The organism is Streptomyces sp. NBC_00094 (assembly GCF_026343125.1).
Taxonomy (GTDB): domain Bacteria; phylum Actinomycetota; class Actinomycetes; order Streptomycetales; family Streptomycetaceae; genus Streptomyces.
Genome location: NZ_JAPEMB010000001.1, coordinates 2773403 through 2797476 on the forward strand (window position 1 = coordinate 2773403; position 24074 = coordinate 2797476).

General features: G+C 72.8%; 19 protein-coding genes. 8 read left to right on the forward strand and 11 right to left on the reverse strand.

Translation table 11 applies throughout. The features are described from left to right. Positions 1–50 precede the first annotated feature (50 nt). Positions 51–2600 carry an aminopeptidase N gene (gene pepN, locus OG580_RS11945; protein WP_267043639.1) on the forward strand — a complete coding sequence of 850 codons (2550 nt, stop codon included), beginning with the start codon at positions 51–53 and terminating at the stop codon, positions 2598–2600. Between the two features lie 313 nt (positions 2601–2913). Then, positions 2914–3921, forward strand: a complete 1008-nt coding sequence (locus OG580_RS11950; RefSeq protein WP_267043640.1) for a hypothetical protein — start codon at positions 2914–2916, stop codon at positions 3919–3921. Between the two features lie 12 nt (positions 3922–3933). On the opposite strand, the gene OG580_RS11955 is transcribed toward OG580_RS11950, so the two are convergent. The 5 genes from OG580_RS11955 to OG580_RS11975 all read right to left on the reverse strand — a co-directional run bounded on the left by OG580_RS11955 (position 3934) and on the right by OG580_RS11975 (position 7848). After that, positions 3934–5079, reverse strand: a complete 1146-nt coding sequence (locus OG580_RS11955) for a serine hydrolase (protein WP_267043641.1) — start codon at positions 5077–5079, stop codon at positions 3934–3936. A gap of 134 nt (positions 5080–5213) precedes the next feature. Beyond that, on the reverse strand, positions 5214–5681 hold the full coding sequence (locus OG580_RS11960) for an NUDIX hydrolase (RefSeq protein WP_267043642.1): 468 nt from the start codon (positions 5679–5681) through the stop codon (positions 5214–5216). Positions 5682–5690: 9 nt separating this feature from the next. Continuing rightward, on the reverse strand, positions 5691–6089 hold the full coding sequence (locus OG580_RS11965; RefSeq protein WP_267047976.1) for an HPP family protein: 399 nt from the start codon (positions 6087–6089) through the stop codon (positions 5691–5693). Between the two features lie 293 nt (positions 6090–6382). Further along, entirely contained in the window at positions 6383–7264 is an 882-nt protein-coding gene (locus OG580_RS11970; protein ID WP_267043643.1) for a pyridoxamine 5'-phosphate oxidase family protein, read from the reverse strand. 128 nt (positions 7265–7392) lie between these two features. Continuing rightward, positions 7393–7848, reverse strand: coding sequence for a VOC family protein (locus tag OG580_RS11975; protein ID WP_267043644.1), 456 nt, complete (start codon positions 7846–7848; stop codon positions 7393–7395). Positions 7849–7979: 131 nt separating this feature from the next. On the opposite strand from OG580_RS11975, the gene OG580_RS11980 reads away from it, so the two are divergent. The 5 genes from OG580_RS11980 to pepN (OG580_RS12000) all read left to right on the forward strand — a co-directional run bounded on the left by OG580_RS11980 (position 7980) and on the right by pepN (OG580_RS12000) (position 17408). After that, positions 7980–8522 carry a CGNR zinc finger domain-containing protein gene (locus OG580_RS11980; RefSeq protein ID WP_267043645.1) on the forward strand — a complete coding sequence of 181 codons (543 nt, stop codon included), beginning with the start codon at positions 7980–7982 and terminating at the stop codon, positions 8520–8522. A gap of 280 nt (positions 8523–8802) precedes the next feature. After that, positions 8803–12123 (forward strand): S8 family serine peptidase, encoded by a 3321-nt coding sequence (locus OG580_RS11985; protein WP_267043646.1) that lies wholly within the window; start codon positions 8803–8805, stop codon positions 12121–12123. 291 nt (positions 12124–12414) lie between these two features. Next, positions 12415–13431 carry an aspartate-semialdehyde dehydrogenase gene (locus OG580_RS11990; protein ID WP_267043647.1) on the forward strand — a complete coding sequence of 339 codons (1017 nt, stop codon included), beginning with the start codon at positions 12415–12417 and terminating at the stop codon, positions 13429–13431. A 160-nt stretch (positions 13432–13591) separates the two neighbouring features. Continuing rightward, positions 13592–14776: a TerD family protein gene (locus OG580_RS11995; RefSeq protein ID WP_267043648.1), complete on the forward strand. Its 1185-nt coding sequence runs from the start codon at positions 13592–13594 to the stop codon at positions 14774–14776. 52 nt (positions 14777–14828) lie between these two features. After that, positions 14829–17408 carry an aminopeptidase N gene (gene pepN / locus OG580_RS12000; RefSeq protein ID WP_267043649.1) on the forward strand — a complete coding sequence of 860 codons (2580 nt, stop codon included), beginning with the start codon at positions 14829–14831 and terminating at the stop codon, positions 17406–17408. Between the two features lie 177 nt (positions 17409–17585). Here pepN (OG580_RS12000) and alc read toward each other — a convergent pair whose 3' ends face one another. The 3 genes from alc to OG580_RS12015 are packed head-to-tail and all read right to left on the reverse strand — an operon-like array spanning position 17586 to position 20670. Further along, entirely contained in the window at positions 17586–18710 is a 1125-nt protein-coding gene (gene alc, locus OG580_RS12005) for an allantoicase (protein ID WP_267043650.1), read from the reverse strand. A gap of 59 nt (positions 18711–18769) precedes the next feature. Then, positions 18770–19696 (reverse strand): LysR family transcriptional regulator, encoded by a 927-nt coding sequence (locus OG580_RS12010; protein WP_267043651.1) that lies wholly within the window; start codon positions 19694–19696, stop codon positions 18770–18772. A 23-nt stretch (positions 19697–19719) separates the two neighbouring features. Next, positions 19720–20670, reverse strand: coding sequence for an EamA family transporter (locus tag OG580_RS12015; protein ID WP_267043652.1), 951 nt, complete (start codon positions 20668–20670; stop codon positions 19720–19722). 135 nt (positions 20671–20805) lie between these two features. Between OG580_RS12015 and OG580_RS12020 the strand changes: the two genes are divergently transcribed. Beyond that, positions 20806–21348: a MarR family winged helix-turn-helix transcriptional regulator gene (locus OG580_RS12020; RefSeq protein ID WP_267043653.1), complete on the forward strand. Its 543-nt coding sequence runs from the start codon at positions 20806–20808 to the stop codon at positions 21346–21348. Between the two features lie 100 nt (positions 21349–21448). Here OG580_RS12020 and OG580_RS12025 read toward each other — a convergent pair whose 3' ends face one another. From OG580_RS12025 to OG580_RS12035, 3 genes are read right to left on the reverse strand one after another with little or no spacing between them, the layout of a single operon-like run. Then, positions 21449–21676: a hypothetical protein gene (locus OG580_RS12025; RefSeq protein WP_267043654.1), complete on the reverse strand. Its 228-nt coding sequence runs from the start codon at positions 21674–21676 to the stop codon at positions 21449–21451. A gap of 20 nt (positions 21677–21696) precedes the next feature. Then, complete coding sequence (gene malQ / locus OG580_RS12030) at positions 21697–23829, reverse strand: 4-alpha-glucanotransferase (RefSeq protein ID WP_267043655.1); 2133 nt, start codon at positions 23827–23829, stop codon at positions 21697–21699. Position 23830: 1 nt separating this feature from the next. Further along, entirely contained in the window at positions 23831–24031 is a 201-nt protein-coding gene (locus tag OG580_RS12035; protein ID WP_267047977.1) for a hypothetical protein, read from the reverse strand. Between the last annotated feature and the right edge of the window lie 43 nt (positions 24032–24074).

The following is a 24074-nucleotide window of genomic DNA, read 5'->3' on the forward strand; positions in this document are numbered from 1 at the left end:
GGCACATGGGAAGATCGGTGCTGTTTCGAACGTGCCACGAAGGAGTGACCGTGCCCGGTGAGAATCTGTCCCGCGACGAGGCCCACGAGCGGGCCGCGCTGCTGTCCGTCGACGGGTACGAGGTCGTCCTCGACCTGCGCTCCGCGGTCGGCGAATCAGCCGAGGCGGTGCGCACCTTCCGTTCGGTGACGACGATCCGGTTCCGCCGCACCGGCACGGGCGGGTCGACGTTCGTCGACCTGATCGCCCCCTCCGTGAACGCCGTCACCCTCAACGGCCGCTCCCTCGACCCGACGGTCGTCTTCGACGGCTCGCGGATCGCGATCGACGGCCTCGCCGACGAGAACACGCTCGTGGTGGACGCGCAGTGCGCCTACAGCCGGACCGGCGAGGGCATGCACCGCTTCGTCGACCCGGAGGACGGCGAGGTCTACCTCTACACGCAGTACGAGCCGGCCGACGCCCGCCGGGTGTACGCCACCTTCGAGCAGCCCGACCTCAAGGCCCCGTACCGCTTCGCGGTGACCGCGCCCGAGGGCTGGACGGTCTGGTCGAACGGCGCCGGGGAGCAGGACGCCGAGGGCGTGTGGCGGTTCGCGGAGACGGCGCCGATCTCCACGTACATCACCTGTGTCGTGGCGGGCCCGTACCACTACGTGACCGACAGCTACGAGCGCGGCGACCTGACGATCCCGCTCGGCGCGATGTGCCGCAAGAGCCTCGCGAAGTACTTCGACGCGGACGACGTCTTCCTGATCACGAAGCAGGGCTTCGACTTCTTCCACGACAACTTCGACTACCCGTACCCCTTCGGGAAGTACGACCAGGCCTTCGTCCCCGAGTACAACCTCGGCGCGATGGAGAACCCGGGCATGGTGACCTTCCGCGAGGAGTACATCTACCGGGGCAAGGTCACGCAGGCCTCGTACGAGAGCCGGGCCAACGTCATCCTCCACGAGATGGCCCACATGTGGTTCGGCGACCTCGTCACCATGGTGTGGTGGGACGACCTGTGGCTGAAGGAGTCCTTCGCGGACTTCATGGGCTCCTTCGTGAACGCCGAGGCGACCCGCTTCACCAACAGCTGGGTCACCTTCGCCAACAACCGCAAGGCCTGGGCGTACCGCGCCGACCAGCTGCCGTCCACGCACCCGATCACGGCCGACATCCGTGACCTGGAGGACGCCAAGCTCAACTTCGACGGCATCACGTACGCCAAGGGCGCGTCGGTGCTGAAGCAGCTCGTGGCGTACGCGGGACGGGACGCGTTCCTGGAGGGCGCGCGCCGCTACTTCAAGCGCCACGCGTACGGGAACACCCGCCTGGCCGACCTCCTCACGATCCTGGAGGAGACCTCGGGCCGCGACATGAAGACCTGGGCGAAGTCCTGGCTCCAGACCTCCGGCGTGAACACGCTGACGCCGGCCGTCACCTACGACGCGGAGGGCCGGATCACCGAGCTCGCCGTCGTCCAGGAGAGCGGCGAGCTCCGTCCCCACCGGGCCGCTGTCGGCCTCTACCGGCTGACGCCCGACGGCGACCTCGTGCGCTTCGCGCGCGCCGAGACCGACATCACCGGCGCCCGGACCGTCGTCGCGGAGCTGGCGGGCGAGGAGAAGCCCGACCTGGTGCTCGTCAACGACGACGACCTGACCTACTGCAAGATCCGCTTCGACGAGGGTTCGCTCGCCACCCTGCGCGCGCACCTCGGCGACATCACCGACCCGCTGGCCCGCGCCCTGTGCTGGTCGGCGCTGTGGAACCTGACCCGCGACGGGCTGATGCCCGCCCGGGACTTCGTCTCCGTCGCGCTCGCCTTCGCCGGCCGCGAGACCGACATCGGCGTGCTCCAGATGGTGCACGCCTGGTCGAAGTCGGCCGTCACCCTCTACGCGACGCCCGAGTGGCGCGAGGAGGGCGGGCGGCTGCTCGCCGAGGGCGGCCTGCGCGAGCTGCGGCTGGCCGAGCCGGGCAGCGAGCACCAGCTGACCTGGGCGCGGTTCTTCGCGGCCACGGCCTCCACGGACGCCGACTTCCAGCTCCTGGAGGGGCTGCTCGACGGTACGGCGAAGATCGACGGGCTCGACGTCGACCAGGAGCTGCGCTGGGCGCTGCTCTCCCCGCTGGCCGTGCACGCCCGGGCGGACGAGGGCCGGATCGGCGAGGAGCTGGCCCGGGACGACACGGCGACCGGCAAGCGCCACCAGGTCCGGCTCCTCGCCTCGCGACCCTCGGCCGCGGTCAAGGCGCAGGCCTGGGCGCAGGTCGTCGAGTCGGACACCCTGTCGAACGCGCTGGTCGAGGCGACCATCGCCGGCTTCGTCCAGCCCTCGCAGCGTGAGCTGATCGCCCCGTACGCGGAGACGTACTTCGCGGCGATCGAGCGCCTGTGGGGCGAGCGGTCCATCCAGATCGGCATCGACATCGTCCGGGGCCTCTTCCCGGGGCTCCAGGACAGTGACGAGACCCTGGCCGCGACCGACGCCTGGCTGACGGCGCACGAGTCGGCGGCGCCGGCGCTGCGCCGCCTGGTCCTGGAGGCGCGGGACGACCTGGCGCGGGCGCTGCGCGCGCAGGCCTGCGACCGACTGGCCGCGTAGTTCTCGGAACGGTGGGGGTCGCGCGCTTCGGCGCGCGGCCCCCACCGGCATGTCCGGGGCGCGTGTGCTTCGGCGCGCGGCGCCGCCGGCATGTCCGGGGCGCGTGTGCTTCGGCGCGCGGCGCCCCCACCGGCATGTCCGGGGCGCGGCCTGCACCGGCATGTCCGGAGCCGTCGGCGGGGCGTGCGGCCCCCGTGGGTGCGCGGCCCCCATCGGCACTCGAACGCGCGTACTTTAGGGCGAGGTTGTCCCTAAATGTCGACGAGCGTGTAACAGGGGTTAGGGGGACCTTCGGAAGCGGAAGACCCCCGGCATGAACCACAACACCCCCATCACCCCCCGCCCCCTCCCCCTCGCCTCCCGCACCACGCGGACCCAACGACTCGCCTCCGCGGCCCAGTTGAGGGCGCAGGGCGTGCCCGCCGGCGAGGTCGCCGCACGGTGCCGGCCCGGCGGCGGCTGGCAGCAGCTCCTCCCGGGCGTCGTGTTCCTCCACCCCGGGCCCCCCACCAGCGAGGACCGGCTGGGCGCCGCGCTCCTGTACGCCCGCCGGTCCGGGTCCGTGCCACCACAGGGACCCGAGGCGATGATCACCGGGCTCGCCGCGCTGACCCTGCACCGCTTCGCCTCCGCTCCCCCGCTCACCGCCCTGGACCGCATCGACGTCCTGGTCCCGCGCACCCGGCGGCTGCGCTCCACCGGCTGGGTGCGGGTGCTGCGCGCCGCCGACAGCCCGGAGCCGGTGGAGCTCACCGGCCTCCCCGTCGCCCCGGTCGCCCGCGCCGTCGCCGACGCCGTGTCGGGCCTCTCGGACGCCGACACGGTACGTCGGCTCCTCACCGAGGCGGTCCGCGGCGGCCACTGCGAACCCGCCGCGGTCGTACGGGAGTTGAGCCGGGCCCGACTGCTGACCCGGCCGCACGTGGTGGACGCGGTGGACGCGCTGCTCGTGGAGGGACGCTCGCTCTCCGAGGAGCGGCTGTACGAGATGGTGCGGGAGTTCGGGCTGCCGGACCCGCTGTGGAACGTGGACCTGCGGCTGCCCGGCGGCCCGCACCTGGGCGGGGTCGACGCCTACTGGCCGGACCAGGCGGTCGCCGTCGAGCTGGACACCCGGGCGCCCCGGCAGGACGACGACGCGCTGTGGTCCGAGTACACCCGCAAGCGCGAGCACCTGGAGCGGCTCGGCATCACGGTCGTCCACCTGACCCCGCGCAAGCTGCGCGAGGCCCTGGACCAGCAGGCCACCGTGGTCCGTACGGCCCTGACGGCCGCTCCGGACCGGCAGCCCAGCGCGTACGTCGTCGTCCTGCCGCGCTGACCCGGTGAGGGGTCAGCCCTGCGGGGTGACGCCGCAGAACTCGGCCTCCAGGACCGGCCCGGAGTCGCCCGTCCAGTCGGCGTTGAAGTTCAGGGCGAGCGAGTGGCTGCCGTCGCGGGTGACCTGGGCGTCGGAGGAGGAGCCGTGGATGCCGCCGCCGTGGCCCCAGATCTCCTCGCCGCAGCTCAGCTTCTGCTTCATGAGCCCGAGTCCGTACCCCGCCCCGGGGAGGTCGGGGGAGATCGGGACGGTGGTGGTCATCTCCGTCAGCTCGGCCTTCGGGAGGAGCCGGCCCTTCAGCAGGGCACGGTAGAAGGTCTGCAGGTCGCCGGAGTCGGAGATCATCTCGCCGGCCGCGTAGGCGAGGGTGGGGCTGAGCCGGCTGACGTCGTGGATCTGCGCGTTCGGGTCGGCGTAGAGCTTGGACCAGGCGGGGGAACTCGGCTTCGGCATCGTCACGTCGGTGCCGGGGACGCTGGTGGCGCGGAGCTTGAGGGGCTTGATGATGCGGTTCTCGACCGCCTTGCCGTACGGACGTCCGGTGACCTTCTCGATCACCATGCCGGCCAGGACGTAGTTGGTGTTGGAGTAGTTCCAGTCGGTGCCGGGGGCGAAGTCGGGGGCGTGGGTCATCGCGATGGCGACGAGCTGCTCCGGGGTCCACCGGTCGTAGCGGTGCTCCAGGAAGCCGGGGCCGAAGACCTTCTCCTGGAAGCCGGGGTCGGACGTGACGCTGTAGATGCCGCTGGTGTGGTTGAGCAGCTGACGGACGGTGGTCTTCCGCCCGTCGTGGCCGTTGCCCCGGACGACGCCGGGCAGCCACTTCTCGACCGGGTCGTCGAGGTCGAGGCGGCCCTCGGCCTGGAGCTGGAGGAGGACGGTGGCGACGAAGGTCTTGGTGATGGACCCGACGCGGTAGCGGTCGTTGCCCTTGCGCTCGCCCGCGGTACCGGTCCACGCGTGCCGTCCGTCGCGGGCCTGGGCGACGGCGCCGGGGACGCCGGCGTCGACGGCGGCCTGGAGCGCCTTCTGGGTGGGCGCGTGGTCCTGCTTCACGGGCGCGGGCGCCGCCAGGGCGGGTGCGGCGAGGGCGGTGGCCGCGAGGCCGGCCACCAGGGTGGCGGCGACGACGGTACGGGCGGTGCGTGCGGCTGACATGCGGGCTCCCCTGTTCCTGTTCCTGCGAACGCTGTGCTGCGGTCGGCGGGGAGGACCACGGGGTTGCCGGGACGGTTGAGCGGGAGCGCGGTGGTTGAGCCGTTTTCAGCCGTTCGGAGCATGCGAAGGAGAGGTCAGCCGTTCGACGGATCGGCGAGGCGGGAACGGCCCACGGGAGGTCGCTCGCGCCACAGGTCGAGCCCGATGTCGACGAGGGAGACGCGGGGCAGACCGGGGACGGCGTCGAGCGGATGCCAGGCGGCGAGATCCGTCGAACCGCCGGTCTCGTTGCGCAGGGCACCCCCCGTGACCTGCGCCTCGTAGATGATCCGCAGGCCCTGGAAGTCGCCGGGACCGGCCAGGCGGCGGAGCCAGCTCCGGCGGATCGAGTCGATGCCGAGGAGGGCGGTGGGTTCGGTGAGGTACCCGGTCTCCTCCTCGACCTCGCGGACGACGGTGTCGACGGGCTCCTCGCCGTGGTCCATCCCGCCGCCCGGCAGGGTCCATTGCTTGTTGCCGTCGCTCGACACCCAGCGGGCGAGGAGGACCTCGCCGTCACGGACGCACACGGCGTAGGCCGCCACCCTCAACTCCTGCTTCATGCACAGAGGTTAGAACCAGTACGCGGGATATGTCCGCCCCGCTGCACGGGCTCCCGTGAGACCCACTGCGACGAGGAGGAGGGAGGCGAGCGCGAGAAGGCCGAGAAACGACCAGAACGGCGGGGACTGGAGGGCGACGATGACCGCGGTGGCGGCGGCGGGCGAGTGCGGGGTGCGGGCGCACATCATCACGCCGAGCGCGAGGCCGCCCGCGACGGCGGCGCCCCAGAGACCGGGTCCCGCCACGGCGAGGACCGCGAAACCGGTGAGGGCGGAGAGCAGTTGGCCGCCGACGACCGAGCGCGGCTGGGAGAGCGGCAGGTCGGGGGCGCCCGCGACCAGCGCCATGCTCGCCGCGAGCGGGGGGATGAGCAGGGGCTGGTGGAGGAGGGTGCCGACGGCGACCAGGAGGAGGAGCGCGGTGACGGCGGTCGCGGTACCGGCGAGGAGGACCCGGGGGCGGGGGCGGGCGGGGGGTCCGGGGCGGGCGGCGGCCGGAGGGGCGGTGGCCGTCGCGGGTGCCGGGGTGGCGGTGGCCGGGGTGGCGGTGGCCGAAGTCGTGATGGCCGGAGTGGTGGCGGCCGGGGTGGCAGTGGCCGAAGTCGTGATGGCCGGAGTGGTGGCGGCCGGGGTGGCAGTGGCCGAAGTCGTGGCGGCCGGGGTGGCGGTGGCCGGGGTGATGGGCACGGGCGGTCCTCGGGTCAGGGGGTCGACGGGTTGGCCGGGGAGTACTCCGGTGCGGACCAGCGCAGGGGGCTGCCCGCCGGCGTCTCGGCCGTGCGGTCGACGCGGAAGCGGACGAGGCGCCCCTCGGGGCCGTACTCCGTGTGCGCGAGGCCGCTGAGCTGGAGGGTCGTCCCGGTCTCCCAGTCGAGGAAGAGCAGGCCGGCGCGGCCGTCCTCCTCCAGGTTGCCCAGGGTCAGGAACATCGCGTTGCCGGGGTAGTCCCGCCAGCTGAGCTCCCGGGGCGAACCGACCCGGACGAAGCCGGGGTTGCCGCCGCGGTGGCTGGTGTCGACGCCGTCGGGTGCGGCGGTGGCGACGAAGAAGGTGTCGGCGGCACGGACGCGGCGCACCTGGTCGGGGGTGAGCGCCTCGCCGTGCCGCACGGCACCGGACTCGGGACGGGCGGCGCCGGAGTCGTACAACTCCCGCTTCTGGAGGTACTTCGGGCAGTTGGAGAAGACCTGCTCGGCCTCGATGGCGAGGCCGCGCGCGCTGGGCCGCGCGGTGCCGTTGAGCCGCATGCGGCGGCGGGTGCGGGGGTCGAGGGCGATCGTGCCGACGGGGGTTCCGGCGGCGGTGACGGCCGCGGCGAGCGGGTCGTGGGCGGGGACGCCCCCGGCGACGGAGACGGTGTGCGGGCCGGTGGCGCGGGCGAAGCCGGGCGCCCCGGTGAGCAGCGACGACCAGACCCGGCCGCCGGGGTCCGCGGCGCCGATGACCAGCATCGGCTGGGCCTCCAGGAAGGCGGCGGCGACGGGGCGGATGCCGGGGGTGATGGAGCGGCCCACGTGGGCCGCGAGGTCGCGGACGCCGAAGCGTTCCTGTACGGCGAGGGAGCCGGAGTGGTAGGCGCCCATGAGGTCCTCCAGGGTGAGGGTCGCGGGAGTACGGGCCTTGGCGCGGCCGGCGCGTTCGGGTTGTGCCCACCCTCCTCCAGAGGGGGACCCCCAGCCCCGGCGGAACGCATGCCCACAACCAGGTCCAGTCAGAAGAACCCGCAGGTGGGGGCCGTTCCGACCGGGGCTTCGGCGGATTCCGCACCCGTCGGGACCGAGATCTCCAGGCGGGTGCCGTCCGGGTCGTGGAAGAAGATGCCGCCGGAGGCCGCGCCCTCGCGGTGGGCGACGACGCCCTCGTACGCGAAGGAGGTGCCGCGGGCCGTGAGCGCGGTCTCGGCGGCGCGGACGTGCGCGAGGGACTCGGCCTCGAAGGCGAGGTGGTGCAGGCCGGGCCGGGCGGAGTCGTAGGCGCCCTCGGCCTGCTGCCAGAGGGTGAGGACCAGCCGGCCGTCCTGGCCGAGGAAGGCGTAGCGGCTCTCCCCTTCCTTGCCCTCGCCGAGGACCTCGAAGCCGAGGACGTCTCCGTAGAAGCCGAGCGAGCGCTCCAGGTCGGTGACGTTGAGGCCGACGTGGTGGGTGGTGAGCGTGCCGATCGCGGACATGGCTGTCCCTTCCTCGCAGTGGCCGGCCCCCCTCGGGCTAACCTCTTAATTCGACTTTAAGGGTTAGACGCGAAGGGCGTCAACCGCTCACGTACTCTTGAGGGGTTAGTTCACCGAGGAGGGTGCCCGCCATGACCGCCACCGACCCCAGGCCGCTCACCGGCGAGCCCGTCTCCCTCGACCTGCTCAACACCCGCTGGAACGAGGAGGGCGTCCGCCAGGACCTGCTCACCGGCGTCGAGGGCCTCACCGTCTGGCTCACCGCCAACGGCCTGGCGGACCGGTTCGCCGCCGACGCCACCACCCTGCGCCACACCCTCGCCGCACGGGACGCGCTCTCCGCGCTCGTCGACGCCCCCGGCGACCCCGCCGCCACCGCCCGCGTCGACGCCGTCCTCGACCACGGCCGCATCCGGGCCACCCTCACCGCCGAAGGGCCCGGCGAGGAGGCCGAGTTCGCCGACCCCGCCTGGGGCCCCGGCTGGACCGCCGCCCGCGACTACCTCCACCTGCTGCGCACCGCCCCCGACCGCATCCGGGCCTGCGCCCACGAGGCGTGCATCCTGCACTTCTTCGACACCTCACGGAACGGCACCCGCCGCTGGTGCTCGATGGCGATCTGCGGCAACCGGGCCAAGGCCTCGCGCCACTACGCCCGGACGAAGGAGAGCTGACCCGCGGAGGAGAGCAGACCCGCGAAAGAAGCCGGTCCGCGGAGGAGAGCTGACCCGCGGAGGAAGCCGGCCCCCTCACGCGGCCGGCCCGCGGGACCGTCAACTCGCCCCGGTTGAGACTCATTCCTCCCCTGTGGCGCATCGAGAGCACTGGCGGGTTTACGCCTCGGCGGCAAACCGGCCCCGGATAACTCTCCACAAACCCCTGTCATTTACGAAAGGCTGAGCGGTCATCCGGCACCGGAATCCGGACCCTCTCCTTTCACCAACAGGGATGTAAATGACCACCCCCGAAACTCGGAGCTCCATACCCGGTGGCTCGACGCACGGGCACAGGCGAGCGGCTCGCATCGCCGCCGCCGCCGGTCTCGTCGCCGCGCTCGTCGCGACCGGCGCCGCGCCCGTGCTCGCCACCGAGGCCCCGGCCACCACTCCCCCGGTCAAGGCCTCGGACCCCGCCGACAAGCTCGGTGCCATCGACGCCCAGCGGCTCACCGAGGCGCAGGCGAGCGGCGAGCAGAACGTCACCGTCCTCGTCGCCACCGCCCCCGGCGCCACCGAGCAGGTCGCGAGCCAGCTCGACGCCGTCCCCGGCGCTTCCGTCGGCAACCAGCAGGACGCGCTCGGCTACGTCCGCGTGACGCTGCCGACCGCGAAGGCCGAGGCCGCCATCAAGGCCGCCACGAAGCTCTCCTCCGTGCAGTCGATCGACCTCCAGGCCGAGATCGTCCTGGACGACCCGAGCCCGGACGCGGGCGCGGCGACGGGCGCCGTCGACGGCACCACCGTCACGACGACGTACCCGGCCCCGGGCAAGAACACCCCGGCGAAGAACCCGTACAACCCGTCGCACGAGACGGGCGCGGTCGACTTCGTCAAGGAGCACCCCAAGGCCGACGGCCGCGGCGTGACCATCGGCATCCTGGACTCCGGTGTCGACCTCGGCCACCCGGCCCTGCAGAAGACCACCACCGGCGAGCGCAAGATCGTCGACTGGGTCACGGCGACCGACCCGATCACCGAGGGCGACGCCACCTGGCGTCTGCAGAACGCCCCGGTCACGGGCCCGGTCTTCACCGGTGCCACGCAGAGCTGGAAGGCCCCCGAGGGCTCCTTCCAGTTCAGCCGCTTCACGGAGTCCGTCACCACGGGCGGCGACCCGGCCGGTGACATCAACCGCGACGGCGACACGACCGACGTCTTCGGCCTGCTCTACGACCCGGCCGCCGGAACCGTCCGCGTGGACTCCGACCAGAACAACGACTTCACGGACAACGCGCCGATGAAGCCGTACAAGGACGGGTACCAGCTCGGCTACTTCGGTACCGACAACCCGGCCACCGAGGTCGTCGAGAAGACCCCGTTCGTCGTCGAGATCCGCAAGGACGTCGCGATGGACCCGCTCGGCGGCAGCTGGGTCGGCCAGAAGCGCGACTTCGTCAACGTCGGCCTCGTCGAGTCGTCCCACGGCACGCACGTCGCCGGCATCACCGCCGCCCACGGCCTCTTCGGCGGGAAGATGAACGGCGCCGCGCCCGGCGCGAAGATCGTCTCCTCGCGCGCGTGCACCTGGACCGGTGGCTGCACCAACACCGCCCTCACCGAGGGCATGACGGACCTCGTCGTCAACCGCGGCGTCGACATCGTCAACATGTCGATCGGCGGCCTGCCGCAGCAGAACGACGGCGACAACGTCCGTTCGCGCCTCTACACCCGCCTGATCGACCAGTACGGCGTCCAGCTGGTCATCTCGGCCGGCAACTCGGGCCCCGGCATCAACACGATCGGCGACCCCGGCCTGGCCGACAAGGTCCTCTCGGTCGGCGCGGCCGTCTCCAAGGAGACCTGGGCCGCGAACTACGGCTCGGCCGTCGAGAAGAAGTACGCCATGTTCCCCTTCTCCTCGCGCGGTCCGCGTGAGGACGGCGGCTTCACCCCGACCATCACCGCCCCCGGCTCGGCCGTGAACACCATCCCGACCTGGCTGCCGGGTGCCGGCGTCGCCGAGTCGGGCTACGCCCTGCCCGCCGGTTACGGCATGCTCAACGGCACCTCGATGTCCTCGCCGCAGGCGGCGGGCGCGAGCGCGCTGCTGATCTCGGCCGCGAAGCAGAAGGGCATCGCGCTCACGCCGCTGACCCTGCGGACCGCGCTGACCTCCACCGCGAAGCGCATCCCCGGTGTCGCCGCCCACGAGCAGGGTTCGGGCCGCATCGACATCGTCGAGGCCTGGGAGTCGATCAAGGACGGCGCGACCGCGCACGACTACAAGGTCGAGGCCCCGGTCGACACCGCGATCTTCCCGGCCCCGCACACCGGCACCGGCGTGTACGACCGTGAGGGCGGCCTCAAGGTCGGCCAGAAGAAGGTCTACGACGTCACGATCACGCGCACGAGCGGCCCGGACGCGCCGATCGAGCACGAGCTCGAGCTGAAGAACAACGACGGCACCTTCCGTCTCCTCGGCGACGACGAGATCGACCTGCCGCTGAACACGCCGGTCACGGTCAAGCTCCAGGCCCGCGCCGCCACCGCCGGTGCGCACAGCGTCATCCTGGAGGCCGACGACGAGCGCACCGAGGGCGTCGACAAGCAGATCCTCGCCACCTCGATCGTCGCGAGCGACCTGGTCTCCCCGGGCTACGGCTTCTCCGCCACCGGCTCGGTGCAGCGCAACAGCACCAAGTCCTACTTCGTCACCGTGCCCGAGGGCGCCAAGACGCTGGAGGTCTCGCTGGCCGGTCTGAAGGAGAAGAGCCAGACCCGGTTCATCGCGATCCACCCGTACGGCGTGCCGGTCGACCCGACCGCCACCACGGGCTGCTACCCGCACTACAACCCGGCCAACACCTGCCGCCCGGACCTGCGGTCCTACGCGAACCCGACGGCCGGCGTCTGGGAGATCGAGGTCGAGTCCCGCCGTACGTCGCCGGACCTGGACAACCCGTACACCCTGGGTGCCTCCGTCCTCGGCGCCGACTTCGACCCGGCCGTGCAGACCGTCGCCGAGGCGAAGATCGGCACCCCGGCCCCGGTCCAGTGGACGGTCACCAACCGCTTCGCCGGCATCGAGGGCACGCTCAAGGGCGGCTCGCTCGGCTCGCAGAAGTCCGAGACGCCGACCATCCAGCACCACGAGAAGCAGACGAAGACCGTCACCATCGGTGAGGGCGTCGAGCGTCTCGACATCGCCATCGGCAACACCTCCGACAAGGCCGCCGACCTCGACCTCACGGTCAGCCTGAACGGCAAGCAGGTCGGCCAGTCGGCGGACGGCGACTCGGAGGAGTCCGTCTCCCTCGTGAAGCCGGCCGCGGGCACGTACACCGTCGTCGTCGACGGCTACGCGGTCCACGCCGAGGGCGGCACCACGTACGACTACAAGGACGTGTACTTCTCGTCCGCGCTCGGCACCGTGCAGGTCGACGCCTCGAAGTCGGTCCCGCTGGCCCACGGCGCCTCCGCCCCGTTCGCGGCCGAGGTCCTGGTCGCCGGTGCGGCTCCCGAGGGACGCCAGTTCTTCGGCGAGGTCCAGCTGCTCAACGCCCGCGGCACTGTCGCCGGCGCCGGCAGCGTCCTGATCGGGAACGTCACCCCGTAGCGGATCCAGCTTCCCTGGGGGCGGGCGCCTGGCGCCCGCCCCTTCCCTTTTCGGGTGCCCTCAGGGTCATCGGTCATCCCGTCCCTTGGACAGTGACTCCGCTCCCTACCCGAAGGAGGGGCTTCCAGCCCAAGGGCTGCGGTCCAGCCCGAACCGACCTTTACGTGGCGTAATCACGCTATCACGCTACGGAGCGTCGCTCTCAAGGAGAGAAACGGATTGGACAAGGCGGGCGGGGACATACGCATCATGGACCGGCAGCACCCTGCACATACGTACGGAGGAGTCCCCGTGAAGGTCGGAATCGTCGGAGCCACCGGTCAGGTCGGCACAGTCATGCGGAAGATCCTGGCCGAGCGGAACTTCCCCGTCGACGAGCTGCGGCTCTTCGCCTCCGCGCGCTCCGCCGGCACCGTCGTCGACGGTGTCACGGTCGAGGACGCCTCCACCGCCGACTACGCCGGCCTGGACATCGTGCTCTTCTCCGCCGGTGGCGCCACCTCCAAGGCGCTCGCCGAGAAGGTCGCCTCCCAGGGGGCCGTCGTGATCGACAACTCCTCCGCCTGGCGTCGTGACCCCGAGGTCCCGCTGGTCGTCTCCGAGGTCAACCCGCACGCGATCAAGGACCGCCCCAAGGGCATCATCGCCAACCCGAACTGCACCACGATGGCCGCCATGCCGGTCCTCAAGCCCCTCCACCAGGAGGCCGGGCTGAGCGCGCTCATCGCCACCACCTACCAGGCCGTCTCCGGCTCGGGCGGCGTCGGCATCGCCGAGCTGCGCACGCAGGCGTGTGCCGTGGCCGAGACCGCCGACCAGCTGGCGTTCGACGGCGGGGCCGTCGAGTTCCCCGAGCCCGCCGTCTACAAGCGCCCGATCGCGTTCAACGTGATCCCGCTGGCCGGTTCGATCGTGGACGACGGCTCCTTCGAGACCGACGAGGAGCAGAAGCTCCGCCACGAGTCCCGCAAGATCCTGGAGATCCCGGAGCTCAAGGTCTCCGGCACCTGCGTGCGCGTGCCGGTCTTCTCCGGCCACTCCCTCCAGGTCAACGTCCGCTTCGACCGCCCGATCAGCGTCGAGCGCGCCTACGAGCTGCTCAAGGACGCCGAGGGCGTCGAGCTCTCCGAGATCCCGACCCCGCTCCAGGCCGCCGGCAAGGACGCCTCGTACGTGGGCCGCATCCGCGTCGACGAGACCGTCGAGAACGGCCTCGCGCTGTTCCTCTCCAACGACAACCTGCGCAAGGGCGCCGCGCTGAACGCGGTGCAGATCGCGGAGCTCGTCGCGGCCGAGCTCAAGGGCTGAGACCAGAGGCCGAGGCCCGGGGCCGAGACCAAGGGCTGAGACCAGAGGCCGACGCGTTTCAAGGGCTGAGCAGGCGCTGAGCCCGTACGACACGTCCGAGGGGCGGCTTCCCGTTGCGGGGGCCGCCCCTCCGGCATGTCCGCCGTGCCACAGTTCCTCCATGACCCAGATACCCCAGGGTGCCGACATCGCCGTGCCCCCGCAGGTCCTGCACGTCGCGGTCAGCTGGCGGACCGGGCACGGGGTGCCCGACGTGGACGTGTCGGTGCTGCTCCTGGGGGCCGGGGACCGGGTCAGGGGCGATGCCGACCTGGTCTTCTACAACCACGCCGAGCACCCCTCGGGGGCCGTGCGGCACCTGGGGAGGTCGGCCCCCGGGGCGCCCGGCAGCCCGGCGGCGGACTGGCTGTGGCTGGACCTCGTGCGCGTCGAGCCCGAGGTGCGGCGGCTCGTCGTGGTGGCCTCCGCCGACGGCGGCGCCTTCGGGCAGGTGCCGGGGTTCGACGTGCGGGTCACAGACGCGGCTGGGGCCCCCGTGGCGTACTGCGCGATCGAGGGCGCCACGACCGAGACGGCCTTCGTCTGCGGGGAGTTCTCCCGGTGGGACGGCGGCTGGCGCTTCCGCGCGGTCGGTCGGGGGTACGCCGGGGGGCTCGCCGGCCTCGCGACGGGCTTCGGCATCGTGGTGGAACCCCCGCCCCCGCCGATCCCGGGCCCCGGCTACGTACCGCCGCCGCCCGCGCCGGCGCCCGTCGCCCCACCCGCCCCGACGGCCGATCCGTACGGCGGGGAGTTCCGGCCCGCCGTGTACCAGGGGCGCGGCAAGGAGACCGTGCGCTGCGACCCGGAGCTGCCGCCGGGCCGCTGGGTGCTCCTGGAGATCGAGTCGTACCACTCGCTCTCCACCACCATCGAGACCTGCGACGCCCACGGCCGCGCCGAGGAGTACCTGCTGGCGGCGTACGAGGACGACGTCCGCGCCCGTACCGTCGCCCTCGTCCCGCGCGCCCGGCCGCTGACCCTGCGGGTGGAGGCCGACGCCCCCTGGACCCTGCGGGTCCTGCCCCTCTCCCACGCGCGCCGCTTCGACAGCCACGTCGAGGGCCGCGCGCACGATCTGGTGGTCTACGACGGGCCGCCCGGCGTCCTCGACTTCCTGCACCGGGGGGAGTCCCGGGTCACCGTGCACCGGCACGCTCCGCCGCACGATCCCCTCTACGACGACGAGGAGCGGGACCTGCTGGTCGACGACACCGGCGAGGTCCGGGTGAGCGTGCCCCTGCCCGGGCCCGGACTGCTGCGGATCAGCGGTGACGGACCGTGGAAATGCGCCGTGCGCCGCTGAGGCACCCCGTGGAAGGATGGCCCAAACGTCACGAAACCGAGGAGTTGACCGGGTGCCTGGCACAAACCTGACCCGTGAAGAGGCTCAGCAGCGGGCGGCGCTGCTGACCGTGGACGCGTACGAGGTCGAACTCGACCTCACCGGTGCGCAGGAGGGCGGCACCTACCGGTCCGTCACCACCGTCCGCTTCGATTCCGCCGAGGCCGGCGCCGAGACCTTCATCGACCTCGTCGCCCCCGCCGTCCACGAGGTCGTGCTCAACGGCCACGCGCTGGAGATCGGCGCCGTCTTCCGGGACTCCCGGATCGCCCTGCGCCACCTGCAGGCGGGCCGGAACGAGCTCAAGGTCGTCGCCGACTGCGCGTACACCAACACCGGTGAGGGCCTGCACCGCTTCGTCGACCCGGTCGACGACCAGGCCTATCTGTACACCCAGTTCGAGGTGCCGGACGCGCGGCGGGTCTTCGCGTCCTTCGAGCAGCCCGACCTCAAGGCGACCTTCCAGTTCACCGTGAAGGCCCCGGCGGGCTGGAAGGTGATCTCCAACTCGCCGACGCCGGAGACGCCGAAGGACGACGTGTGGGTCTTTGAACCCACGCCCCGCATCTCCACCTACATCACGGCCCTGATCGTCGGCCCGTACCACGCGGTGCACTCCTCGTACGAGAAGGACGGGCAGAGCGTCCCGCTCGGCATCTACTGCCGTCCGTCGCTCGCCGAGTTCCTCGACGCGGACCACATCTTCGACGTCACCCGTCAGGGCTTCGGCTGGTTCCAGGAGAAGTTCGCGTACGACTACCCGTTCGCGAAGTACGACCAGCTCTTCGTGCCGGAGTTCAACGCGGGCGCGATGGAGAACGCGGGCGCGGTCACCATCCGCGACGAGTACGTCTTCCGCTCGAAGGTGACGGACGCGGCCTACGAGCGGCGCGCCGAGACGATCCTGCACGAGCTCGCCCACATGTGGTTCGGCGACCTCGTCACCATGGAGTGGTGGAACGACCTCTGGCTGAACGAGTCGTTCGCCACCTTCACCTCCGTCGCCTGCCAGGCCTCGGTGGCCGGCACCCGCTGGCCGGGCGCCTGGACGACCTTCGCCAACTCGGAGAAGACCTGGGCCTACCGCCAGGACCAGCTGCCGTCGACCCACCCGATCATGGCGGAGATCAACGACCTGGAGGACGTGCTCGTCAACTTCGACGGGATCACGTACGCCAAGGGCGCCAGCGTCCTGAAGCAGCTCGTCGCCTACGTCGGCGAGGACGAGTTCTTCAAGGGCGTCCAGGCCTACTTCCAGGCGCACGCCTTCGGCAACACGCGCCTCTCCGACCTGCTCGGCGCGCTGGAGGAGACCTCCGGCCGTGACCTGAAGACCTGGTCGAAGGCATGGCTGGAGACGGCCGGCATCAACATCCTGCGCCCGGAGATCGAGACCGACGAGAACGGCGCGATCACCGCCTTCACCGTCAAGCAGGAGGCCCCCGCGCTGCCCGCCGGCGCCAAGGGCGAGGCCGTCCTCCGTCCGCACCGGATCGCCGTCGGCTTCTACGACCTCGACGCGAACGGCAAGCTGGTCCGCACCGAGCGCCTGGAGCTCGACGTCGAGGCCGCCGAGCTGACCTCCGTACCGCAGCTGGTGGGCAAGGCCCGCCCGGCGGTCGTCCTCCTCAACGACGACGACCTGTCGTACGCGAAGGTCCGCCTCGACGAGGTGTCCCTCACCAACGTGACCGCGCACCTCGGCGACTTCGCCGACTCGCTGCCGCGCGCCCTGTGCTGGGCCTCCGCCTGGGACATGACCCGCGACGGCGAGCTGGCCACCCGCGACTACCTGGAGCTCGTGCTCTCCGGTGTCGCCAAGGAGTCCGACATCGGCGTGGTCCAGTCGCTCCAGGGCCAGGTCAAGGCGGCTCTCGAGCTGTACGCGGCGCCGGAGTGGCGGGCCGAGGGCCTGGCGCGCTGGGGCACCTTCGCGCAGGAGCAGCTGCGGGCGACCGAGCCGGGCAGCGACCACCAGCTGGCGTGGGCTCGCGCGTTCGCGGCGACCGCCCGTACGGACGCGGAGCTCGACGTGATCGCCGGGCTGCTCGACGGTGGCGAGGTCGTCGAGGGCCTGGCCGTCGACACCGAACTGCGCTGGGCGTTCGTGCAGCGGCTCGCGGCCACCGGCCGCTTCGAGGAGGCGGAGATCGCCGCCGAGCTGGAGCGCGACCGTACGGCGGCGGGCGAGCGCCACGCGGCGGCCGCGCGCGCGGCGCGTCCGACGGAGGCCGCGAAGGCCGAGGCCTGGGCCCTGGTCGTCGAGGACGACAAGCTAGCGAACGCGGTGCAGGCGGCCGTCATCGGCGGCTTCGTGCAGTCCGACCAGCGTGAGCTGATCGCTCCGTTCTCGGCGAAGTACTTCGCGTCGATCAAGGGCGTCTCGGAGACCCGCAGCCACGAGATCGTGCAGCAGATCGTGGTCGGTCTCTACCCGACGCTCCAGGTCTCGCAGGAGACGCTGGACGCGACGGACGCGTGGATCGCCGAGCACAAGCCGGTCCCGGCGCTGCGCCGTCTGGTGACGGAGTGCCGCGCGGGCGTCGAGCGCGCCCTGAAGGCCCAGGCGGCCGACGCGGCGGCCGCCCGCTAGTCACGCGGTGGTACGGAGAAGGGGCGCCCTCCCCCGTGGAGGCGCCCCTTCGCCGTGTCCGGGATCCGCCCGGCGGGCGGGCGTCGGCGCGCGGCCGCGCCGCCGGGCGGAGAACCGGGGCGGGGGTGTCCCGTGGGTCGGCCGCGAGCCCGGCCTGACCGGCAGGCACCCCCTCGGTCAGCCGCCGAGTGCCGCGTACCGGGCGCGCAGGTCGGACGCGCCCTGCTCCGTCAGCGTGCCGTGGAGCCGCATCCGGGCGACGCCGCCGTCGGGGAAGGCGTCGAGGCGGACGTGGGTGACGACGGCCCGGGCGGGGAGCTTGAAGCGGTGCAGGGTGTCGGGCTGGAGACGGGTCCGGGGGATGATCTCGAACCACTCGCCCGTGTCGCCGTTACGGCCCTGGAGCGCGATCCAGCCGGCCGAGTTGCCCTTGAGGTAGGCGGTGTCGATCTCGACGGCGCGGACGGCGCCCTGGGCGGCGAGCCGGAAGCGGACCCAGTCGTTGGTGCCGCGCACCCGGCGGCGGCGGTTCTCCCAGCCGTCGTCCATCTTGCGGGAGGTGCCGGGCAGGATGATCTGCGTCGGCGAGGAGTAGAACCTGTCCGAGGCGTCCTCGTACGAGCCTCCGTTGAGTACGGAGATCAGGTCGAGGGTGCCGAGGAGGTCCAGCCACTCGGGGTCGGGCACGACCTCGCCGTGGACCCGGAGGCGGGCGATGCCGCCGTCGGGGTGCTGGCAGAGCCGCAGGTGGGTGTAGCGGCGCTCGACGTCGATCGCGAAGCCGTTGGCGGCGTGGCCGCGTACGGGGGTCGGCGGGACGAGCTCCTCCCACGTGGCGTCGAGCAGCTCGGCGGGGCTGGGCGAGCCCTCCACCGCGGTGGCCTGGATGCTCACGCGCTGCGGGTAGTTGCCGCGGAAGTGGGCGGTGTCGACGACGATCCCGCGGATCACGCCGGGGGCGCCGAGGCGGACGATCGCCCAGTCGTGGTCCTCGGGGACGGGGAAGACGTTCTCGGCGTCGGCGCCACGGCGGCGGCGGGTCTCCCAGCCGTCCATGATCTTGCCCTTGTGGCCGAAGTGCTCCGGGTCGAAGACGGCCCGCTCGCGGACGAGGAGGTTCTCGCGCTCGGCGAAGAACTCGTCGTTGGCGGCCACGACTCCGGCGCCGAGCCGGCGGTCGGCGAGGTCGACGAGCTCGGTGAAGGGGAAGTCGCCGGAGCGGTAGTCGGCGTACGGGTCGCCGCCGGAGTAGGGGGCGGCGTCGTTGGCGTGCGGGTCCTGGGTTTCGTCGAGGCTGCTCATGGATCGAGCTTCCCCTCGCCCATCACCCGCGGTCCATCGAATGTTTTCGACGATGTTCTTCAGTTCTTCCGAACGGTTTCGCGCGCGGCGGCGGCCTGCCGGAGCGCGGCGAGCACCCGGGCCACCGCCGGGCCCTCCTCCGCCCCGCGCCGTACGGCCGCGACGACATGGCGGCGCGGCTGGTCGACCGAGAGGACCCGCATGACGACCCCGGTGCCGCCCCGGCGTTCGGCGGAGGCCATCCGGGGTACGAGGGCGATGCCGAGACCCGCCTCGACCATGGCGAGGATCGCGGTCCAGCCGGAGGCGCTGTGGGCCTGCTCGGGTACGAACCCGGCGGCCTCGCAGGCGGCGGTGGTGATCTCGGACCAGGGTCCCGAGCCGCCGAAGATCCAGGGCTCGGCGGCGAGGTCCGCGAGGCGGAGGCCGGGCGCGTCGGCGAGCGGGTGCCCGGCGGGCAGGGCGATGTCGAGCGGGTCGGCGAGGAGGGGGAAGCGGCTGAACTTGGGGTCGCGCACGGAGGGCGCGTGGGCGGCGAGCGAGAGCGCCAGGTCGACCTCGCCGGCCGTGAGCAGCTCGTACGCCTCCGCCGCCTCGGCCTCCCGGATACGGACGTCGAGTCCGGGGTGGGCGGTCCGCAGCCGGCGCACGGCGGGGACGACGAGCGCGGGCACGGCCGTCGGGAAGGCGGCCACCCGCAGCTGCCCCGCCTCGCCCCGCAGGTACCCGTCGAGTTCGGCGTCGGCGCGCTCCAGCTGTGCGAAGACCACCTCCGCGTGGCGGAGCACGAGGTGGGCGGCGTCGGTGAGCCGGACCCGGCGGCCCTGTGCCTCCAGGAGCCGTACGCCGAGCTGCTTGGCGAGGTTGGTGAGCTGCTGCGACACGGCCGAGGGGGTCATGAGCAGGGCCTCCGCGGTCGCGGTGACGGTGCCGCGGTCACGGAGGGTGCGGAGGATCCGGAGCTTCTTGATGTCCCACTCGGTCATGGGGCGCAACCTACCGGGGCGCCTTACCGCCGCACCCCGGAAACCTCCAGGCCCGCCGAAACCTTCCGGCCGTTCTCTTCAGTCGAACCGAACGGTTCGGCCTTCTCGACGCCCTTCGGGGTGCGGGGTCCCATCTGTCCGGCCAGGGTGGCGCCGAAGGCGATCACCATGCCGAGCAGCTGCACCGGGCCGAGCGCCTGGCCGAGCGCCACCCAGCCGATGATCGCCGCGGTGATCGGCGAGAGGGGGCCGAGGAGCGTGGCCGAGGAGGCGCTCAGCCGCTCGATGCCGCGGAACCAGAGGAAGTACGAGATCGCGGTGTTGCCGAAGGCCAGGTAGGCGTAGCCGGCCAGGTTGGCGCCGGTCAGGGCCGGCGGGGCGCCCTCGACCAGGAAGGCGACCGGCAGGATGATCAGGCCGCCCGCGGTGAGCTGCCAGCCGGTGAGCGCGAGGGCGCCGACGCCTTCGGGGCGGCCCCAGCGCTTGGTGAAGACGATGCCCGCCGACATCGAGAGGGCGGAGAGCAGCCCGGCGATCACACCGACGAGGTCGAGCGCGGCCCCGGCCTTGAGGACCACGAGACTGACACCGAAGGCGGCGGCGACGGCGGTGATCAGGGACTTGGCCGTGGGCCTGTCGCCCAGGAAGAGGGCGGCGAGGCCGACGACGAAGAGCGGGCCCACGGAGCCGACGACGGCGGCGACGCCACCGGGGAGCCGGTAGGCGGCGAGGAAGAGCAGCGGGAAGAAGGCGCCGATGTTGAGGGCGCCGAGGACGGCCGCCTTCCCCCACCAGGCCCCCTGCGGGAGCTTGCGGGTGAGCGCCAGGAGCAGGAGCCCGGCGGGCAGGGCCCGCATGAGGCCGGTGAAGAGGGGCCGGTCGGGCGGCAGGAACTCCGTGGTGACGACGTAGGTGGAGCCCCAGGAGATCGGGGCGAGGGCGGTCAGTGCGACGACGGCGGCCTTGCGGGACATGACGGGTTCCCCCTGACGCGGAGCTCCGGCGCTGCGGACACCGGACTGGCTTGGCGATAATTAACTTAGCACTAAGCTACTTACTCGCAAGTGGCTTTCTTGCCATCGAGTTGCCGCCGAGAGGAGACTGGCCACATGGAGACGAAGAGCCCGGCCCCCGCACCGGAACCGGCCCCGACACCGGCCCCCTCGCACGACGCCGTCGACGCCATCACCGACCAGTGGGCCGTCGTCCGCCCCGACCTGGACACCGTGCCGATGGCCGTCTTCGGGCGGATCTACCGGCTGGCCAACGCCATGCGCGGCAGGGTGGACAAGGCGTACGCGCCCTACGGCATGGCGCTCGGGGAGTTCGACGTCCTCGCGACCCTGCGCAGGTCCGGGAAGCCGTACACGCTCTCACCGCGCGAGCTGACCGCCACGCTGATGATCACCACCGGCGGGATGACCGGCCGGCTGGACAAGCTGGAGAAGGCCGGGCTGCTCACCCGCAGCCCCGACCCGCACGACCGGCGCGGGCTGCGGGTCACCCTCACCGAGCGCGGCAAGGAACTGGTCGACCAGGCCGTCGGCGCCGGGCTCGGGCAGCAGCGGGCGGCCCTGGCGTCGGCGCTCACCGAGGACGAGGCGGAGCAGCTGGCCGGACTGCTCCGCAAGCTGCTCGCGACCACCGTGTAGACCCGGCGGGCGGCGCCTGTGGAGGCGTGTGCACGCACGCGAGGGCGCCGCACGGTACGTCGGTACCGTGCGGCGCCCTCGGAGAGAGACGAGGAGGCGGTTACGCCTTCTTGGACTTGTCGAGCACCATCACCAGGCCGGCGATGACCAGGAACAGCGCCAACGGGGCGACCACGAACAGGCCGAGGGTCTCGACGACCTCCAGCTTGGGGGCCGGGTCGTCACCGTCGTCGCGGGTGAGCGCGAGCGCGGGGGACGACATGAGCAGCATCATCAGCGTCGTACCGGCCGCGACGGCGCCGGCGCGCAGGGCGTTCTTCTTGTCCACGGTGCAAACGTAGCGAACACCTAAACGGACCGCGCGCCCGGGGGTACCGTACGGGCGTTCCCGGGGTCCGTACGAGCGTTCCCCGACCCTCCTTCCGGGTCCGTACGGTCGTGCAACTCGCGGAGCAGCGCGTGGGCGCGGGGCGAGGACGCGAGGCGCTCCAGGGTGAGCGGCTGACCGTCGGGGCCCGCGACCGGCAGCCGCCAGTTGGGGTACTCGTCCCAGGTGCCCGGCAGGTTCTGCGGCCTGCGGTCCCCCACCGCGTCCGGCAGCCACACCCCCACCATCCGGGCCGGGGTGCCCAGCAGGAACCGGTGCACGGCCCGGATCTCGGCCTCCTCGTCCCCCGGCCCCTCCGGGAGCAGCCCGAGCCGCTCGAACAGGCCGAGCCACTCCGCGGTCTCGGCCGCGTCCACCGCCCGGTCGTGTGCCGGGTCGCCGTCGAGCAGCCCGAGCCGGTGCCGCAGGGCGATGTGGTCGCCGGAGAGCCGGGCGGCCGTGGAGGGCAGGTCGTGGGTGGTGGCGGTGGCCACGCACTCCGCGCGCCACTCCTCCGGGGGCACCGGTCGGCCGCCGCCCGCCCAGTCCCGCTCGAACCAGAGCACGGAGGTCCCGAAGACCCCGCGCCGGGACAGCTCCTCCCGCACCCCCGGCTCGACCGTGCCGAGGTCCTCGCCGATGACGAGGGCCCCCGCGCGGTGCGCCTCCAGGGCGAGGACGGCGAGCATCGCCTCGGCGTCGTACCGGACGTACGTCCCTTCGGTGGGCTCGCTGCCCTCCGGCACCCACCAGAGCCGGAAGAGACCCATGACGTGGTCGATGCGCAGGGCGCCCGCGTGGCGCAGGAGTTCGCGCAGGAGTCCCCGGTACGGGGCGTAGCCCGCGGCCGCGAGGGCGTCGGGCCGCCACGGCGGCAGGCCCCAGTCCTGGCCCCGGGCGTTGAAGGCGTCGGGCGGGGCGCCGACCGACATGCCGACGGCGAAGGCCTCCTGCTGGGCCCAGGCGTCCGAGCCCTCCGGGTGGACGCCGACCGCCAGGTCGTGGACGATCCCGATCTCCATCCCGGCCTCCCGGGCGGCCTCGGCGGCCCCGGCCAGCTGCCGGTCCGTCAGCCAGGCCAGCCGGCAGTGGAAGTCGACCCGGGCGGCGAGGGCGGGGTCGGCGCGCACGACGCGCTCCGCCGAGCGCGGCTCGCGCAACTCCTCGGGCCAGCCGCGCCAGTGGGGACCGTGCCGCTCGGCGAGGGCCTGGTAGGTGGCGTGGTCCTCCAGGGCACGGCCCCGCTCGGCGAGGAAGTGGTGGTAGTCGGCGCGCCGCCCCGGCCCGAGCTCCACGCTGCCGACGACGATCTCCAGGGCCCGCCGCTTGAGCTCCCACACGGCGTCCCGGTCGATCAGCGCGCCCTTGCCGAGGACCCGCTCGCGCAGTTCGGCCGCCTCCGCGAGGATCCGGTCGAGCCCCTCACGGTGGCCCGGGTCCACGTGCGCGTACTCGGGGACGGCCTCGATCCGCAGATGGACGGGGTCGGGGAAGCGGCGCGAGGACGGGCGGTACGGGGAGGGGTCGCTCGGCACCCCGGGCACGCCCGCGTGCAGCGGGTTGACCTGGACGAAGCCGGCTCCGTGCGTCCGGCCCGCCCAGGTGACGAGCTCCCGCAGGTCCCCGAGGTCCCCCATGCCCCATGAGCGGGTCGAGAGCAGCGAGTAGAGCTGGACGAGCAGCCCGTACGTACGCCGCCCGGGGCCGGGCACGCGCGCGGGGCTCACGATCAGGGTGCTGGTCGCGGCGCGCCCGTCGGGGGCCTGCGCCTCGACCGTGTGGACGCCGAGGGGCAGCCGCTCCCAGTCCTGACCGGTGAGGACCGCGCCCTCCTCGGTGGTCACCCGCAGCCGGGTGCCGGGCGGCAGACCCTCCGGGGGGCGGGCGGGTCCCTCGTCCCTCCGCCGGACCAGGGTGGGAGGCAACAGGCGCTCCCGGTCGGCCCGTTCCACCGCGTCGAGGGCGGTGGCGACCGCCTCCGGCGTGGTCGCGTCCACGCCCAGGGCGCCGAGGACGGCCACCACGGCGGCGTCCGGCACGGCGACGGTGACGCCCGCGGAGGGGCTGTACTCGGTGGCGACGCCGTGACGGGCGGCGAGACGGGCCAGGGTCACTTCACACTCCGGGGGACTCCGTGGCGCCCGCGCTGCCGCGGGCGGTGGGTTCGCTGGTGAGGGGGGCCGCCTCGGTCAGGGGCGGCTCGCTGGTGAGGGGCGCGGCGTCGGGGAGCGGCAGTTCGCTGGTCAGCGGCGCGGCGTCGAGGAGCGGCGGTTCGCCGGTCAGCGGCGCGCCGGCGGGTGCCGACTGGTGGGGAATCCGTATCCGTCCGAGCTGGTGGTCGGTCGTGCTCACGGGGGGT

What these genes read in the sequence shown, in the direction of transcription:
- OG580_RS12020 (WP_267043653.1), top strand. Translation starts at nt 20,806, where the DNA reads ATGGAGACGAAGAGCCCGGCCCCCGCACCGGAACCGGCCCCGACACCG.
- OG580_RS12015 (WP_267043652.1), bottom strand. Translation starts at nt 20,670, where the DNA reads ATGTCCCGCAAGGCCGCCGTCGTCGCACTGACCGCCCTCGCCCCGATC.
- OG580_RS11985 (WP_267043646.1), top strand. Translation starts at nt 8,803, where the DNA reads ATGACCACCCCCGAAACTCGGAGCTCCATACCCGGTGGCTCGACGCAC.
- alc (WP_267043650.1), bottom strand. Translation starts at nt 18,710, where the DNA reads ATGAGCAGCCTCGACGAAACCCAGGACCCGCACGCCAACGACGCCGCC.
- OG580_RS12010 (WP_267043651.1), bottom strand. Translation starts at nt 19,696, where the DNA reads ATGACCGAGTGGGACATCAAGAAGCTCCGGATCCTCCGCACCCTCCGT.
- OG580_RS11995 (WP_267043648.1), top strand. Translation starts at nt 13,592, where the DNA reads ATGACCCAGATACCCCAGGGTGCCGACATCGCCGTGCCCCCGCAGGTC.
- OG580_RS11960 (WP_267043642.1), bottom strand. Translation starts at nt 5,681, where the DNA reads ATGAAGCAGGAGTTGAGGGTGGCGGCCTACGCCGTGTGCGTCCGTGAC.
- OG580_RS11950 (WP_267043640.1), top strand. Translation starts at nt 2,914, where the DNA reads ATGAACCACAACACCCCCATCACCCCCCGCCCCCTCCCCCTCGCCTCC.
- OG580_RS11975 (WP_267043644.1), bottom strand. Translation starts at nt 7,848, where the DNA reads ATGTCCGCGATCGGCACGCTCACCACCCACCACGTCGGCCTCAACGTC.
- OG580_RS11980 (WP_267043645.1), top strand. Translation starts at nt 7,980, where the DNA reads ATGACCGCCACCGACCCCAGGCCGCTCACCGGCGAGCCCGTCTCCCTC.
- OG580_RS11970 (WP_267043643.1), bottom strand. Translation starts at nt 7,264, where the DNA reads ATGGGCGCCTACCACTCCGGCTCCCTCGCCGTACAGGAACGCTTCGGC.
- OG580_RS11955 (WP_267043641.1), bottom strand. Translation starts at nt 5,079, where the DNA reads ATGTCAGCCGCACGCACCGCCCGTACCGTCGTCGCCGCCACCCTGGTG.